Raw genomic sequence first — 17061 nt, 5'->3', positions numbered from 1 at the left:
TGGCTTTGCTTAATCGTATTACCTATTTCAAAGCTACATTTACAAATACCGCAGTCATTAATACCGGGCATACAAAACGAACATATTGCGCAAAGTAATAATGGAAACCGCTACTTGCTTCTAAAAGCTTATTGCCTCTTTGCCACATCCAGCCTACTGTCAAAAAGTAGAACAGTCCCATTAAAGGTAATTGATATTGTGTGAACACACTGATAATCAAACCAAATAGCCATTCAAAATTAAGTATAATCGTCGTTGAAACCAACATAATCACTAGAGTTACCCAAATTGTGGCACTTTTTCGTTTCAAACCATGGTTTTCTACTAAAAAAGAAACGGGTATCTCAGTAGAAGATATTGTAGAAGTTAATGAAGCAATAGACATAAGTACGAAAAAGGTTAGACCTACAAATAAGCCTATTTGCCCCATATTCATAAATAGCTCTGGCAAAACAGCAAAAATCAAGCGCCCTTCCCCGATCAGCTTACCATCTTGAAAAACCTCAACGCCACTTTGCTGCGCAACAAATATTGCAGGAATGATTAATAAACCGGCAAGAAAAGCAACACCAGTATCAAGCAAGGCAACACTCGCAGTTAATTTAGGTAAATTTTCATTTGGTTTTAAATACGAGCCATAGATCATCATGCAGCCAACCCCTAATGAAAGTGAGAAGAAAGCTTGACCCATAGCAGCAATAACCAAATCAGGATCTGTTACTTTTGAAAAATCTGGTACTAAATAAGCCTTAAAGCCTTCTATAGCACCGTCAAGCGTTGCCATATAACCAATTAAACCGATAAGTAATAACAATAATAAGGGCATTAATCTTCTAGACCATGCCTCTATACCAGACTTAACACCTTGCAAAATGATACTGGCAGTAAGCAACAACATAAGCGGGGTGAAAATGAAATTCCGCAATGTTGAGTCACCTTTTAAGAATTCTGCGAGGTTATTTAGTTCTAATAGCCTTGCAAGTGGTTCAAGTGAAAAGGCCAGCATCCAACCAGCAACGATCGAATAAAAACTTAACATCACAATGGCACCACATAGGCCAACATAACCTGCTGTAGCGCCCACTTTAGGATTGCTATCCTGCCATGCTTGTTTAAGTGCTTTAACTGGATTAGATTGTGCTTGGTGACCTATGTACAACTCAGTGTACAAAGCTGGTAATGCCAAAAGAAATATAACCACAAAGTACACTAATAAAAATGCACCACCACCATGGTTTGCAGCTTGGGTAGGAAAGCCCCAAATATTTCCAAGCCCTACAGCAGCACCAGCAGCTGCCAAAACAAAGCCTAGGCGACTTTGAAAGCCATCACGCAATTGAGCCATTTTGATATCTTTATGTGTTTGTTATAGACGGGTGAGTATACGCAAGTTAAAACCCTTTGCGAAGCAACTGAGTTTAATAACATAGAGTTTCTAGTTATGGTACTGACACTTTCTATCAAATATTTGTATTAAAAAAGCGAGCTGAGCATTAATGCTCAGCTCGCTTTTTTTAAACTTAACAATGAAACGCCTTCTTAACACGCTTCTAGCAGTTGCGCATGTATCGACTGAACAACGTTATCTGATTCACTTTGTTCAACTAAGAAACACAAATTGTGCTTGCTAGCGCCATGGCAAATTAATCGAATGTTAAAGTCTTTAAGCACATTCATAAAATTCACTTCGTGTTGACGAAGCTGGATCTCAGAACCAATCAGGGCAACCAATGTCAGATTGGTCTCTACCGTTACATGACAGAATTCACTCAACTCTTCTAAACACGCTTGATCTAGTTCAGGTCTAGAAGAACTCAATGCATTATCAAGTGTGATGGCAACACTTATCTCAGAAGTGGTTACCAAATCTACCGAGATATTATATTTACTTAAAATCGTAAAAATACGTGCTAAAAAGCCGCTCGCCAATAACATTTCTGGGCTCTTTAACGTTAAAAGAATCTGATTTTTACGTTGTGTAACGGCTCTGATCCCAGCTTTTGATTCGGTTTCTTTTTCAATCCAAGTACCACCGGCTTGAGGTTCGCGACTAGAACCAACAAAGACAGCTATACCGCTGCGACTCGCAGGTAAGATGGTTGCTGGGTGTAATACCTTTGCACCAAAAGTGGCCATTTCAGCCGCTTCATCAAAGCTCAATCGTGCAATCGGTGACGCTTTTTTACATAAACGAGGATCTGTGCTGAATATGCCTACAACATCTGTCCATATCTGTACGCTTTGTGCACCTATCGCTTCCGCCAATAATGCGGCGCTGTAATCTGAACCACCTCTGCCTAGCGTGGTTGTTTGCCCATACGTATCACTGCCAATAAAACCTTGTGTTACTAATACTTTGTCTGCAAGTTGTGGCAATAAATGCTGCTCTGCTGCATTTGCAGTTGCACTCACGTCAGGCGTCGCTTTCCCAAACTGGTTATCAGTTTTAAGTACTTGGCGTACATCAAACCTATCAGCAGCAACCCCTAGATTACGTAATACTTGAGTGAATAGAAAAGAGGATAGTCGCTCACCGAAGCTAAGCATTTCATCACATTGCTGTGCACTTAACGCAGGTAGTTCAGCAAGCTGTTCAAACTCGCTAATTGTTTGAGAAAAGCCGGCTGCTAAGTCTGCATCTAGTGTCAGTTTTTCTAAAATGGCGTCCTGGATATCAAGTACTGCTTTAACAAGAGTTTTACGCTCTGCTAAATCAGCTTTTTGCTGAGTTAATGTCACTAGGTGATTAGTAACACCTGCACTGGCACTCACTACTACAATACGTACTTGATTATCATCATGAATAATTTGTGCACAGCGATGCATTGCTTCAAAATTGGCGACACTTGTACCACCAAACTTAGCAACTGTGAACTGGGAAGTCATTTTATCTCCTTTATGAACACTGTGTGTTCAACATCAATAAGGAGAACTCGGCAAGAATATACGGATAGATTTGATATGCTCATTGCCAGAAGCTCTCCACCATAAATCGGTGACAGTTCCGAGGATTCAGCCTCGTAAACCGAAAAATAGCAGCGACGTACTGATATTCTTCTCGGCGAACACTTCCCTCACTGACCGTCATCGGTATACGTCACCTCAAACCAGCTACCTAAGTTTCGCGCCTCTTCTGTTTATTTTGCGTAATCTAAGATGAACTTAGGCAAAATAAAACCCGCGCAAACGCAAGTTTGTGCGGGTTTTTAAAAAGTAACTTTTAGACGTCTAGGTGTCAAGTACTGTTTTAACTAATTTGTACTTAAAGCTTCTAAATCATCATGCCTGCGTAATAAGCACCTACATAACCTACTGAATAAGCTATAAGTAGATAAAAGAACATACGTAAGTAGCTCACAAATGTCAGTGCTTTAACCTTGTTCATTGCAATAATGCCTGCAGCAGAGCCGATGATCAGCATTGAACCACCAACTCCCGTTGCATAGGTAAACATTAGCCACTGCTGTGTAGACATAGTGATATCAGCTTTTAAAAGTGCCGCAGTTAAAGGCACGTTATCTACTGCTGCAGACATAATACCAACAATGTAATTCGCATACTCGGGTTTTAGATAGTCATACAACTGAGTGAACTTAACTAAGAAACCCACTTCTTTTAGTGCGCCAACCACAAGTAGGATACCAACGAAGAACAGCAGCGTGTCGTATTCTATCTCGCGAATGTAGTCAATAATTTTACGGTTTACGTCTTTTTTACGCATTAAGAACTGAGCAACTAAGAACATCAGTGACAAGCCAAATAACATGGTTAATAAAGGTGGCACTTGATACTCAACACTCAAAAATAAAGTAGAAAAAACCGTTAATGCAAAAATACACGCTATTGTTACATCCGTTTTCTCGATACGACGTGTTTGTTCTTTTTCAAACACAATCGTTTCATTCATGCCAAATGACAGCAATGTAGCCAACACGATTACGCTCACAATCGCTGGAGCCACGAGCAATAATAAGTCTGGAATGGTTACTTTATCGGCAAGAAATATCATAAGTGTTGTCACATCGCCTGTGATCAATGATACTCCCCCTGAGTTGACACTAAATATGATTAAAGTTGCATATTTTATAAGCTTCTTTGGGTCTAATTTCAGCGACATAACAACAGCTAATGAAATAAGCGTTGCTGTAATATTGTCTGAAATTGACGAAAATACAAAAGCGGCAATGCCAACTAGGAACATGAGTTTACGTTCGCTGATTTGTGATGGCATGACACGGTGCACGATATTTTGTATAAAGCCTTTAGAGTTTAGATAAGCGACGAAAGTCATGGTGGCCATTAAAAATAGCCACAAGGTTGCTATCTCTAATATGTTGTGGTTTAGCTCATGTTGTACATTTTCTGGGCTTTGACCATGTATTGGAGAGATAAAGGCGATAATCCAACATAAAGTACCAAAAAAAAGTGTAGTTTTGGCCTTGTTTACATGGATTATATCCTCTATAACGATGAGCACAAAAGCTATCGCTATCAGTGTTAGGATTATAGTAGTAACCATAATGCGTAAACAACCTGTGTTTAAAAATTAACAAAAATGGTGGGTAACGTAAGTCGGCGCAGATTCTAGCATTATAGGTACATGTAAGCTATCAATATAAGTATAAAATACGGTCTTTTTTCACAAAAAAGACACAAAGTGGAAAAATATGATCCCAGCGAAGAAAGTTTTAAATACGCTCACTGAACACTGGTCTGTCATTGAGCTTTTGTTTAAACGTTTCAAAATGACTGACTTCAGCATCAAAGACGTTCAAAACATCATAAAAAACAAAAACCCTCATTGGAAAAGTGACAAAATATTCAAGGAAACTAATAAATTATTAAATCAGGAAATAATCATACCACTGGCAAAATCGTCACAATTAGAAATCAACAGAGCGATTGCTGAGTTCATCAGTTTCTTATTACAAGAAGAGGACTTAGGCCTTGCTGCAGAAATAACGGTTTTAGTCAAAGATCTTGAACGACTCGGGAACCGCCTAGCACAGTCTGGTGAAGATGGAGACTTTACAGAGTTACGTCGCTTTAGCCGCATTATGGACGAGCGCGTACGTAAAATCGTCAAGCTGTTTAATCACAATGAAAACGCTATTTTTAACATTGTAGAGCAAGCAAAGTCTGATACTAGCCATGTTTCACTTCAAAAGCGTTATAAAGCCGTCATAGAAGCCTTCGACGAGTATATTGAGCCCATGTTGGAAATGGTCGATATACGTGGTGACTTTCACCGCTGCTTTAGTCGCATAGAAATGCAAATTAGTTCTCAGATAGAACACATTGAACTCTTTGGCCGAGGCAATATTGATAAGCGCATGCTAGAACAACTTCGTACTCGTATTCTTGATATGCACCTAGTTGGTCGAGAAAGTCTGCGTAAAAGTGCTGATATGCTAATGCCTTTGCGAGAAGAACTAAGACGTAACAACCTTATTACGCGACAAGCATCTAAAGTACTGGGCCTTATTCGTAAAAATGGCGTTGATCGTACATTAAGTGCCGTACAGCCTGAGTTTGTCTCTGATATTCAACGCTTTTCATTAGGCCAGCAACGCCACATGGTCGCTTATATGGCAAGCCTAGTAGAGTTTGAGCATGACGAATACGAACTCCCCGACCAAAACGACGTACCAGCCTATCAAAGCCCAAATATTCCAGATTACAACAACGTAAGAACGACTTTCGCAAAAACAGGCAAAAAGCGAACGGCAATTTTAGGTTTCTTATCAGAACAATATCCAGATCTCGAAGCCGATGAGATGCTGTTTTTATATCAAAAGTTAATCAACGATACAGGTCTCGAATTACAACAGGACGAACAACGCACAAGCGTGTCTATTTCGGGACAGACATTCAAACTGTATCCATTTAATGCCGCCAACAAGCAAGAACAAAAGAATGACAAACATTAATTTAACTGATTTATCAGAATTACAAGCCATCAATAAAAAATTGGTTAGCGGGTATCACATCAGTGAACAAGACACCACCTTATGGCAGCAACTAGACCAAAACATTGATGCTTACCAAGCCTTATTTACTGCGCTAGGTCACGACCTTATTCATGATGCCCGAGGTTTTTACTATTTAGGCAGTGATGAGAGCACACCTAACATGGGTAAGATTTCTCGTGCCATTGCATTAACTATCTATATTCTTATCGAGCATTACGCGAACCAAGGTAAAGATCCCCTTCGCGCTCTCTTTGATAACATCGCCGACTTAGAACTGATGCAAACATTGGTACAACTCAATAAACACCTTTTTGATCAGCTCGAAATTTTTTCAGGCTCAGAACTTCGTAAAGACGTGTATTTACGCATGGTGCGCTTAGGGCTGGCTAAAGAAGTTGAGCAAGGCTTTGTATTACTCGCACCAGTTTATAGATATATAGATGCATTAATGGAAGTAAATGATAATAACTTTGACGAACTCGAGGAAGAAGTATGAGTAAGTTATATGGATTAAGTAAGCTTGCACTGTTAAATACGGCGGGCTATGCAAAATGTGTGATCCCGCTAAATAAGAGTGCCTCTATTTGTGCGCCAAACAATACTGGTAAAAGCTCGGTAATTAATGCACTGCAATTTCCACTGATCAACGACCTGCGTTTAACTGAGTGGGATGGTCACGACTTAGAAGAAACACGTAAGTTCTACTTCTCAAGCGATCAAAGTTATATCTTACTTGAAGCCAATCTTCCCCATGGTGATGTCGTCATAGGTGTTGCAGGTTTAGGTAAGATTGCAGGTTACGCCCACCAGTTTTTCTGCTACCCAGGTAAGCTAGATTTAAACGACTTCACGCAAGACAAAAGCATCATTAAATATACGAAGCTGTTTAATCACTTGGAGAGAAAGGGCAAAAAAGCGGTCGAATTAAAAGCGCAAGAGCTAAATGCCCTTCTCATTGGTGGCGCAACGCAATTTGATGGTGATATTAACCTAAAAATGATCCCATTAAATAACGTACAAGATGCGTCTATTTACAAAGAGATTTTCAGACGAATTCTTAACTTACATAAGTTAGGCGCACAAGACGTAAAACGCTTTATGCTGCGTGTATTTGAACGCCACATGTCAAACTCAAAAGTCGACTTTTATGAAGTATGGCGTCGCGCTTTTGATAAAGTAAACCACTCTCGTCGCGAACTTGCTGCCCTTGAGTCAATGCAAGAGCCCATTGCAGCCCTTGAACAAATGCTCGATAGCGAGAGTGGCATAAAAGGTAAACTTGCCGCCTACGCCCCTAAAATTGATATGGCATTGGTGGAATTTGCCGATTATCAAGAATCACAAATGAGTGAGCTTGAAGTTCAACTAGAAGACATAGAGCAAGAAAAACACGACTTCGAACAAAAGCAACAGCTTTACTTACAACAATCTGGCGACATTGCCCGCCGCCAAGCGCAAATTGAGCAGTGGTTTATTGACTACTCGGCCCTTAAAACTGAGTTCGAATTAACCAATCACGCGACCTTAAAAACTAATCTGCAATTATTGAAAAAAGAATATGAGCAGTTGTCGTTTTCTATAAATAGCGCCCAAGGGCAAAGCTTACATACCCTTGATTATCGTATTAATGAAAATAACAAACAGATCAAGAGCCTCAAGCTGCAACTTAAAAATCTTGAGTTCAATTTATTTACTCGTATGCGTGAAGATCTGTCTTTAAAAGAAGTGGAAGAAATTTCTCGTATTTTGAATCCAGATATTCTGAGCTTTGCGACGACTAGCCAAGGTGAAGTTGACATTCATGACGAAGACGCCTTCGGTGAGTTCTTAGCCAACTTATCTAACAGCGTAAAAGGTGGTGAATTAAAACTACCAGGTGCAACCATTAAGCTTAAAAAGCTCAGCCCTGTGCAAATGCAAAGTGGCGAGAACAAAGCACAATTAAAAGCGCAGTTAGAATCATTACAGCAATCTTTAGTCGAGCTCAAACAACAGCGTGAAGTTGCAGCAAACGTAGTACAAAAACAGCAAGAGCGTGATACCTTATATGACGAGCTAATGGCCCTAGAAGCAACGCTAAAACGCTTCGAGCAATACCAAACCATGTTGCAATCTGTTGAAGCACAATCTCTACTAAAAGAGCAATTAGACGCTGAGCGCGAGCAAGTAGACAGTTACCTTCAAGATATTCAACGCAACGCGAGCTCAATCTCAGATAGGCGTTCAATTATCTTATCGAAGCAAGACTTAATTAAACGTCAAGGTGATAGATTAAAACAGGTTAAATCTGAGCGTATTGATCACACACTAGACATAGTGAGCGAGCAACAAACGCCTTACCCTGTTGAGATAAATCTCGATTTCGATAACTTGGCTGATGTGATCCATCAGTTCAATAAAGATTGCCATGAGCTACGTAATCTAGCTGTCAACGTGCGTAATACCTATTTGCATATTTACAATGCGGGTATCACAAAGTTTGATAATGAATCTGATGAATTTACTAAGTATCAAAAACTTATCAGCGCATATCATAATATTGACAATGAACGTGACGCGGTTGAGAAACAAGCACGTGTTGCTCTCACTGAGGTAGCTGCAACCATTAAAGGTTTACGTGAAGATTTAGACCGCTTGCGTCGAGAGATGAATAGCTTTAACAAAGGGATCAGTCAGCATAGGATCTCAAATTTACAAGCGTTTAAGATCAACGTGATCCCTCGTAAGATGCTGGTTGATTCTATAGATACCATTATTAGTACGTCTAACAGTTATGAGAAAGGTGACAATCTTGACCTGTTAAGTGACTCATCTACCGACGAAAAAGCCGTAAATGCAGCAAAAGATCATTTAATCAAACTCGCCAGCGAAAAAGCTGGTTTAACGCTTACCGATCTATTCGACATTCGGTTTGAGGTGGTTAATCGCGCCGGTGAGACTGAACATTTCGATAAAATCGATTCTGCTGGTTCTAACGGAACACGTATTACAATCAAGCTGTTATGTGGTATGTTGTTCATTCGTTATCTATTATCAGATCAGGAACAAACATTGTATCGTATTCCTATCTATATAGATGAAGCGGCTGATATCGACCCGCAAAACCAAAAAGCCATTATTGAAACCGCATTGAGTTTCGGCTTTGTACCAATTTTTGCTTCGGTTAAACCGCAAATCAGTTGTGACTATTTAGTGCCAATCCGTAGTGTAAAAGATGGCAGTCAGAACTGGGTTGACGAAAAAGATTGGATTGAAGTGGAACATTCTGAGGCCAGTTAGGTCTCAGAAAGCAAATGACATTATCAACTGGGATGGAGCCCAGGAACTAGGAGAACGCTATGTTAAAGCATTTATTTATTGCAGTTTTGCTCACACTCGTTGCGGCTTGTGGTAGCACACCGGATTGGGATTATGATACCTCTGTTAAGTTTTCTAACTACAAAACATTTTCATGGTCAGAACATGCGGATATTAAAAATCACGGTAGTGACTATCAGATTAACGACTTAATGGAAAAGCGCATTCGTAAAGCCATTGTTGAAAATTTAGCTGCACAAGGCTTCAAGTTTGTTGACGCTAAAAACGCGGATGTATTAGTAAACTATCATGCATCTGTTGATCAAAAATTAGAATCGGACACTATGCAAACCACCTACTCTGCGCGCTGGAATTATTGGGGCTGGGGTTATCAAACTCAAACTACAACCCGTGAATATGATGTCGGCACTCTCGTAGTTGATATTGTCGATGCTAAATCAAATCAACTGGTTTGGCGTGGTGCAAAAGAAGGTCGTTTACGTAAGAAACAAACACCAGAGCAACGCACTGAAGCAATTAATAAAACCATCGCTGAGATTTTAAAGAACTTTCCACCAAAAACTCAGTATTAGACCTTAATAAAAAAGCCAGCTTAGCTGGCTTTTTTATTCTATGTGTTAAAGTAAATTACTAATTACTCAACATCAGTTTTATGCCTCTCAAACCACGCAAGAATATTCCCGACCTTTTGAATTAAGTTACTTGGTCTCGCAGCGATACCATGGGATGCTTTTGGTATTCTTACCATTGCTGAGTCAACTCCCCGAAGCTGAAGCGCTTGATAATACTGCTCGGTTTCACTCATTGGCGTCCTATAATCAACTTCACCCGTCAATAACATGGTTGGCGTATTCACATTCCCTACTAACGATAGAGGTGAATGTTTCCATAAATGATCTGCCTGTTCCCAAGGCATACCTGGCATCCAATACTCTGCAAAGTAAGGGTATGCATCAGCTGTCAATGCAAAACTCAACCAGTTAATAACAGGCTTAGCGACAACCGCAGCTTTGAATCTGTCTGTATTTCCTATCATCCATGCTGTTAAAACACCACCACCAGAGCCACCCGTTACAAACAAGTTATTTTTATCAATAAACTCTTTTCGAACCATGCCGTCAACAACATCCATTAAGTCATTATGATCTTCAGATGGATATTTATGGTGAATTAAGTTTGCGAAATCTTCACCGTATGAAGTACTTCCTCTTGGATTTGACCACACAACCACATACCCTTTAGCTGCCATTAATTGCACCTCGGTACTAAAGTTTGGACCGTATGCAGTGTGAGGACCACCATGTATCTCTAGTATTAGCGGATACTTTTTACTGCTGTCGAAATGAGGCGGTAACGCATACCAAGCTTGTATTTCACGACCATCAACAGACGATTTAACTGTTAAAGCTTTAATGTTGGCTGTTTTTTTGTGACCCAGTAAATCCTCATTTAAATTCGTGAGTTTTGTAACTTTTCCACGTTTAGAAAGCAACGCAAGGTCAGCGGGCCTATTTATATCAGCTTGTGTAAAAACAAGCTGATTATCATTAGTTACAGCGAACTCACCAGATGTGTATGGCCGCCCTAAAGATTGGCCACCTAATTGTGCCAATTTAGTCTTCACTTTTCCTTTAACTGACACATAACCAATATATTTCTGACCATGGTCATCGTAACTAAAGTAGACTCCTTTACCTTTACTATCCCACTTTGGAGAGTTAATTGGCCTATCTAAAGATTTTGTTAAATTTTTTTGCCTTGTACCATCTATATTCATGATGAATATATCGTAATTTTGACTCGACATTTTTTTATCATTAAAGCCGAGAAACGCAACGTGCTTGCCGTTAGGGCTTATTAAAGGACGTGTCTCAGGTCCTGGTTTAGATGTGATATTAACTGTCTCACCGGTGTCGATGTTGATTCGATAAATATCAGACTCTCTCGACCTAGATTGCCAATCTTCATGCCTATCAGCTGAGAAAAGGATATTTTTACTGTCAGGTGTCCAGCTTAACATGCCTCCGTGATTATATTGACCCTTTGATATTTGTCGTACTGTGCCACCTTCTGAAGGCACAACAAATATATGTCTATTACCCTTTGGTAATATGCCTACACCATCGCCTCTATAGCGTTTCTGATCAATATAAGTTGCTGTACCAGCCCATTTTGCACCTTTTGGCTGCTTTGGCATCTCATTGAAAATACCTTTGGAGGGCATTTTTTTAAACATTGAAAAAGCAATCCACTGTCCATTTGGGGACCAGCTAATATTGCTAATACCACTTTGAACCTCTGACACTCTAGCTATATCACCTGTGTCTAACCACTTTACATAAAGCTGGTTATCTCCTTCAGAGTTACTGACATATGCAACACGTTTACCATCAGGAGAAAATTCTAAAGATCTATATTGAGACTTACCTGATAAAAGAGGTCTATGAGACCCATCTTTTATATCGAGTGACCATAAGTTAGTTCTGATCCCATCGCTCATGATATCCATTGCACGGCGTTCATATATAATCATACTGTTATCAGGGCTCGTTTTAGGTGACGCTGCATACTCAATATTAAATACGTCTTCATATTGCCACAGTGACTTATCATCTGTTTTAGCTGAGATTTCAATGCTAAATGTACTTGCTAAAAAAAGTGTCACTGGAAGTGTGATTTTTGACTGCATTTCAATTCCTTAAATTAACATCTCAAATAATTTGTTTCGCTTCATACGTATATCACAAAATGTAATCCCCAAATGAATATACTTCATTGCATTTTGCAATTAGCACGATAGACTCAACAAATACAATTGATAACTAATATCATTTGAGAAATTAGTTACATATTTTTACTTTTTATAGGTGAAAACAATATTGTTACAATATAACATAATGAAAGTTTTTCAATCTAATCTCGTCAAGGATCCATAATCAATGGCATTACTATTTCCAACGCTAGCTGTTTTAGCGTCTACAGCATCAGCACCAATTTCTGAACAACAAGAAGTAGAAAAAATAGAAGTTAAAGGTGTAAGGTCTCGCCTGATAGAGTCTGGCGCTTTAAAAGATGATATTTCTAAAACTGAACTATTATCAGAAGATTATATTAAAAATACACAATCATCGAACTTGGCTGATGCGATTAAAAATGCCATTGGTATTCGTGTTTCAAATGAATGCGCAATGTGTGGTGCAAAACGTATCATGATTAATGGCCTCAAAGGTGAGCATACCAATGTACTTGTTGACGGCATACCTATGCACACCATGATCTCTGGATTCTATGGTATGGATTCTGTTGCAGCTGCCGGTATCGGTCGCATTGAAATTGCTCGAGGTGCTGGTGCTTCTCTTACTGCACCAGAGGCAATTGGTGGTACTGTAAATCTAGTAACCAGTGATCCGAGTGAAGAAAAGGTAGAACTAGACATTGCCGCTGGCAGTAATGGCTATCGACTCGTGTCTGGCATGGCAACGGGTATTAGTGAAGATGGTCGCACTAAAGCTATTTTGATTGGGCAATACGACAATAAAGACCAATTCGATGGCGACAAAAATGGCGTTAGTGAAAACCCAGCCCTAACAAATCAATCTCTAACTTTGAGTTTGTCTCATGATATAGACTATTCAAATAATATCCGAGTTCGTTTAAATCAAACTCAATCTGAGGTATTTGGCGGTCCAGTATTAGGAGATACAGCAACCAGCGTTTCTGCAACTTTAGCGAGTGTCAACCTTGGCGAAGCTGACAGCCTATTTGAAGGTAATGATGTAAGAAATCGCTATGTTGGTAATGCATGGGAAACCGCTGAATGGGTAAAGACAGATCGTGAAGAAGCAAGCATTAGCTGGCTACATGAGGTTTCTTCTCGATTAAATGTAACCTCAAGCCTTGCCTATGTCGATCATACGCAAGACTCATTTTATGAAAGCACAGATTATTATGCTGAAGATACAATGTTCTATACGTCAATTCGCTTTAATTATGACTTAAACGACAAGCATTTATTAACCTTTGGTATCGATCAGCGCAAAGAAGAAATGCGCTCGGCTTCTGCTGCGCTTGAAGGGACTGAAAACTATGTCTCTGATAGTTTTGACTACGATACAACAGGTTTATACATTCAAGATACTTGGTTACCAAACGAATATTTTGAAGCTTCGGCCGCCATCCGCCTTGATCAAATAAAGGCTGATTTTGTTGACCCTAGCAAGCCAGGTGTTGAAATTGACAAAACCATTATTTCTCCGCGTGTTGATATGCGTTATTTCCATAACGAGACATTAACTTCACGCTTATCATTTGGTCAAGGGTACCGTGCTCCCCTCTCATTCTTTGAAAGCGATCACGGAATTTTAGATTCTGGTAAAGGTTTCTTGGTCGAAGTGAATCAGCCTGAGCGCTCAAAATCAGCTACTTATTCATTGAGCTACGAAAAAGAAACATTGACTGTTACTGCCTCTGCAGCACATACAAAAGTCGATCATCTAGCAACACTCTCTGAGAATGAAGAAGGTACGCCGCTTCTTACTCAGCTAGCAGAAACAGCGGCTGTCACTGCAATAGATATCTCTGCTAATTATCAGGTAAATGATGATCTGACTATTTACGCAATTGCAGAGCAATATCACTATGACGATACATTCAAAGCATCATTCGGTATTGCACCCATAGAGAAAAGAGCGTCGATTAGTTCTGACCTACACTTTAAAGGTTGGGAGATTATCTCAAGTGCAACCTGGGTAGCGAGTAGAGACCTCACTGAGTACGGCTATGAGGGTTTTAACGACACACAAGCGCAGTTTGCAAAACCAACTACGGCTGAAAGTTACATCACTGTAGACATGAAAGTATCAAAAGCAATGTCTGAAACATTCACATTATATTTTGGTGCCAGTAATTTATTTGACTATAACCAAGCAGAGGATATGGGCAGCCCGCTTATGTTTGACGCCGAAGGTGGCTACGATGTTGTTTACATTCACGGCCCACTTCGCGGAAGAATGGCATACGCTGGTTTAACCTATGAATTTTAAAACAGCCACTGTACTGTTTTTACTCATTTTTGTTCATAAAGCTCATGCATTTGAGTTTTATGAACTGGCTATGCTGCGTCTGAATGACGCAGCATACGGTAAGCAAGAAACATTATCTCAATTTAAAAACCAACCCATCATTGCTTCTTTTTTTATGCCAAACTGTAGTTGGTGCGAAAAACAACACAAGGCTTTAAAATTGCTCAAGACTCAATGCCCCGAAATCAGAAGTATAATGTTGGGGATCAATGGTAATAACAGAGATTTGAAGCGCGCTTTAAGAAAGAAGCGGAATCATTTTCCGGCGTTTGTTAGTCACCCTGAAATAGTTAAGGCTCTGGGAGGTAAACCTCCAGTTCCAATGGCTTTAGTTTTTAATAAATACGGAAAGCTGACCTTTTATACCCAAGGTTATAACTCTGCAAGCACGCTTGAAGACCTAATAAAAGAAAACCATGTCTCATCCTGTAAAAATGAAAGTAGAACCAAATTACTTTGATTTTACTTTCATTATATGAATTTACTTACATACTACAGATGAGGTTTTAACATCAAAAGACCTATTCAGTAGAGAGTTGTAACTTTAGAATATCAGCAAAACCCTCTCGCTCCTTAAGCAAGATAATATCACCGGATATAGAAAGAATTTGGTCACAGTGATTTGAACAGATCAGATCAAAGGTGCCGTACTGTCTTTTAACTTTGATAACTTCTCTGCTTTCATATTGATAAAAATGCAAATCCGTTTTGATTTTATCACTTGTCGTAAAATAAAACCCATTATTTTGAGGGTACACTTCTTGTATTGTTTCAATATCAGTAAGTAGGTTTAAACCTGACTGAGCATCCGCAACCTTTTCACCATTGAAGACAATCAAACTGTCTGCGTTATTTAAGAACACTTTTTGTTTGCCAAGTACAAAGTTTAAGGGCTTTACCTGGCGTGTCGATACTTTAAGACGAATAAGTTCATCATTATGGGTTCTTTTATCTACAAACAAAATGGCATCTGTTTCTTGATACCATGCTTTTGGTACTCCAATAACACTTTCTAACCATTCTATTCTTTGATGAGTCTCTTCGAGATGAACAATAAAGGGTTTATTATTAATACTACTTACTAATCGTTTATTGGTTCTATCCCAAATAGGTTCACTCAGGGCATATTCTTTATCTTCATTTTCAAATATTAAGCGGTTCTGTTTGCTCTGCAAATCTTTTAAAAACAATTGCGGCAAACCATTTCTAAGAGAGACATAAGCAATTGTCTTTTTGTCATTAGAAATTGCAGGAAACATATCAACTGTATTGGAATCTATAATCGTGACAGGTTTTGCTGACTTGTTTAATTGTGCTAGCAAAATGTCTTGGTCAGTTTTTGCTTCTACAAAGTACAAGATATCTTTCACGATTTGTGGATAAACAAGAAAATTAAAACTCTTATAATTCAATGGGCTGATTTTACCATTTAAGTCTATTTTATTAAGTTGGCTACCATTACTAAGCAAAATAGCGCGCTCATCTTCAAACCAAGTCAAGAAATGCCAATTATGATCAATCTCACCAACTAAACTTATCTTTTTAGAATTAAAGTTTAATATTTTAATCTCTGAAATACCTGAATGATTAAAGCCAATTAATGCTAAGTCGTTTTGAGTTGGTGATAATGCAATTTTATAAGGCTTAAATTCATCATTTGGCTCAAGAAGTGCTTCAGATAAACCTGTTGCAAGGTTATGGCGATACAAACTTGCATTGCGGCTGTGCTCAGAACTGTTTTTATTAGCTAGATAATAAAGGTTCTGTTTCTCATCAATAAAAAACACACTATTCCAAGTGATATCTTGGCGCTGAAATAATATTTGCTCCGAAACTGGCTTTCGTTGTGCATCCAGTAAAATACGATTAAAAGAGATGCTATTTTGTTCTTTTGAGGAATAAACAATACTATTTAAATGCATGTCCCATGCAAGATATGTATAAGCTTTACCCTTTTGACTTAAAGGCCACTCCTTTTGCGTTACAAGGTCTTTCAATAATAGTCTGCGTTGACTAGGTCCGCTTTGAATATAAGCCATATATCGACCATCCGGACTAACCTGCATATAACGCTCTTTCTCATTACTAGACGTTATCGGACTCAGATTAGAAAGCTTAATTTCTGACTTTTGAGCATTGAATAAAACCACACTAGAAACCGAAACAATACATACGATTAAGAAAATCAAAGCTAAGTGCGATGACTTTATCTTGAGTAATGCAGACTTTTCAGTATCTAAACTTGAGCCTTGCTGCTGTGCTTTTTCATTCGTACTATCAAGCAAGTTTATTGACGCTTCTAAACTGTATCCTCTTTTTGGGTGGGTTTTAATTAGCGTTTTATCTTCATCAGATAATGCTTGTCTCAGCAAAGCTATATTTCTTCTAACTGAGTTGGGGCTGTAAATAGATTTGGGCCAAACTTTTTCAAATAGAACTTCAGCGCTATGAACCTGTTTAGGTGCACCACAAAGTACCCTTAGTAAATCCATTACTTTTGGCTCTATTACTTCTATTTTTGTATCTGTCGAAATCTGTCCGGTTCCAAAATCAACTCTAAATTCATTGATAGAAATTTTTTCTGGTAAATTTTTATATGACGAATCCAATCTTATCTCTTTGTAATTATTAGTTATATTTTCCTTAAGCCTTTTTTAATCTGTTCTTAATGGCTTCATCATCGCCTGCTT

11 protein-coding genes and 1 riboswitch are annotated in these 17061 nt (G+C 38.9%); of the genes, 6 read left to right on the top strand and 5 right to left on the bottom strand.

From position 1 onward, the window contains the following. Positions 1 to 22 precede the first annotated feature (22 nt). From ACXAC4_RS07490 to nhaD, 3 genes are all read right to left on the bottom strand, one after another. Complete coding sequence (locus tag ACXAC4_RS07490; protein WP_475160293.1) at positions 23 to 1345, bottom strand: sodium-dependent transporter; 1323 nt, start codon at positions 1343 to 1345, stop codon at positions 23 to 25. A 194-nt stretch (positions 1346 to 1539) separates the two neighbouring features. Beyond that, entirely contained in the window at positions 1540 to 2886 is a 1347-nt protein-coding gene (gene lysC / locus ACXAC4_RS07485; protein WP_475160292.1) for a lysine-sensitive aspartokinase 3, read from the bottom strand. 81 nt (positions 2887 to 2967) lie between these two features. Next, a riboswitch (Lysine riboswitch) is annotated at positions 2968 to 3141 on the bottom strand. Between the two features lie 130 nt (positions 3142 to 3271). Next, entirely contained in the window at positions 3272 to 4519 is a 1248-nt protein-coding gene (gene nhaD, locus ACXAC4_RS07480) for a sodium:proton antiporter NhaD (protein ID WP_138482439.1), read from the bottom strand. A 148-nt stretch (positions 4520 to 4667) separates the two neighbouring features. On the opposite strand from nhaD, the gene ACXAC4_RS07475 reads away from it, so the two are divergent. The 4 genes from ACXAC4_RS07475 to ACXAC4_RS07460 are packed head-to-tail and all read left to right on the top strand — an operon-like array spanning position 4668 to position 9862. Next, a complete protein-coding gene (locus tag ACXAC4_RS07475; RefSeq protein WP_475160290.1) occupies positions 4668 to 5930 on the top strand; it encodes a hypothetical protein in 1263 nt (420 codons plus the stop codon). Next, positions 5917 to 6468, top strand: a complete 552-nt coding sequence (locus ACXAC4_RS07470) for a condensin complex protein MksE (protein ID WP_475160289.1) — start codon at positions 5917 to 5919, stop codon at positions 6466 to 6468. The genes ACXAC4_RS07475 and ACXAC4_RS07470 overlap by 14 nt, the downstream gene beginning before the upstream one ends. After that, positions 6465 to 9251, top strand: coding sequence for an ATPase (locus ACXAC4_RS07465; protein WP_475160287.1), 2787 nt, complete (start codon positions 6465 to 6467; stop codon positions 9249 to 9251). Before ACXAC4_RS07470 ends, ACXAC4_RS07465 begins: the two co-directional genes overlap by 4 nt. A gap of 59 nt (positions 9252 to 9310) precedes the next feature. Next, a complete protein-coding gene (locus ACXAC4_RS07460; RefSeq protein WP_475160286.1) occupies positions 9311 to 9862 on the top strand; it encodes a DUF4136 domain-containing protein in 552 nt (183 codons plus the stop codon). A gap of 62 nt (positions 9863 to 9924) precedes the next feature. On the opposite strand, the gene ACXAC4_RS07455 is transcribed toward ACXAC4_RS07460, so the two are convergent. Further along, on the bottom strand, positions 9925 to 11979 hold the full coding sequence (locus ACXAC4_RS07455) for a S9 family peptidase (RefSeq protein WP_475160284.1): 2055 nt from the start codon (positions 11977 to 11979) through the stop codon (positions 9925 to 9927). Between the two features lie 250 nt (positions 11980 to 12229). On the opposite strand from ACXAC4_RS07455, the gene ACXAC4_RS07450 reads away from it, so the two are divergent. Together ACXAC4_RS07450 and ACXAC4_RS07445 are read left to right on the top strand one after the other, a co-directional pair. Further along, on the top strand, positions 12230 to 14332 hold the full coding sequence (locus tag ACXAC4_RS07450) for a TonB-dependent receptor plug domain-containing protein (RefSeq protein ID WP_475160283.1): 2103 nt from the start codon (positions 12230 to 12232) through the stop codon (positions 14330 to 14332). Further along, a complete protein-coding gene (locus tag ACXAC4_RS07445) occupies positions 14322 to 14831 on the top strand; it encodes a peroxiredoxin family protein (protein WP_475160281.1) in 510 nt (169 codons plus the stop codon). Before ACXAC4_RS07450 ends, ACXAC4_RS07445 begins: the two co-directional genes overlap by 11 nt. A 61-nt stretch (positions 14832 to 14892) precedes the next feature. Here ACXAC4_RS07445 and ACXAC4_RS07440 read toward each other — a convergent pair whose 3' ends face one another. Continuing rightward, complete coding sequence (locus ACXAC4_RS07440) at positions 14893 to 16980, bottom strand: winged helix-turn-helix domain-containing protein (RefSeq protein WP_475160280.1); 2088 nt, start codon at positions 16978 to 16980, stop codon at positions 14893 to 14895. Between the last annotated feature and the right edge of the window lie 81 nt (positions 16981 to 17061).

Source organism: Pseudoalteromonas sp. AWM4_233, assembly GCF_056158285.1.
This window is presented reverse-complemented; position numbering and strand designations above follow the sequence as displayed.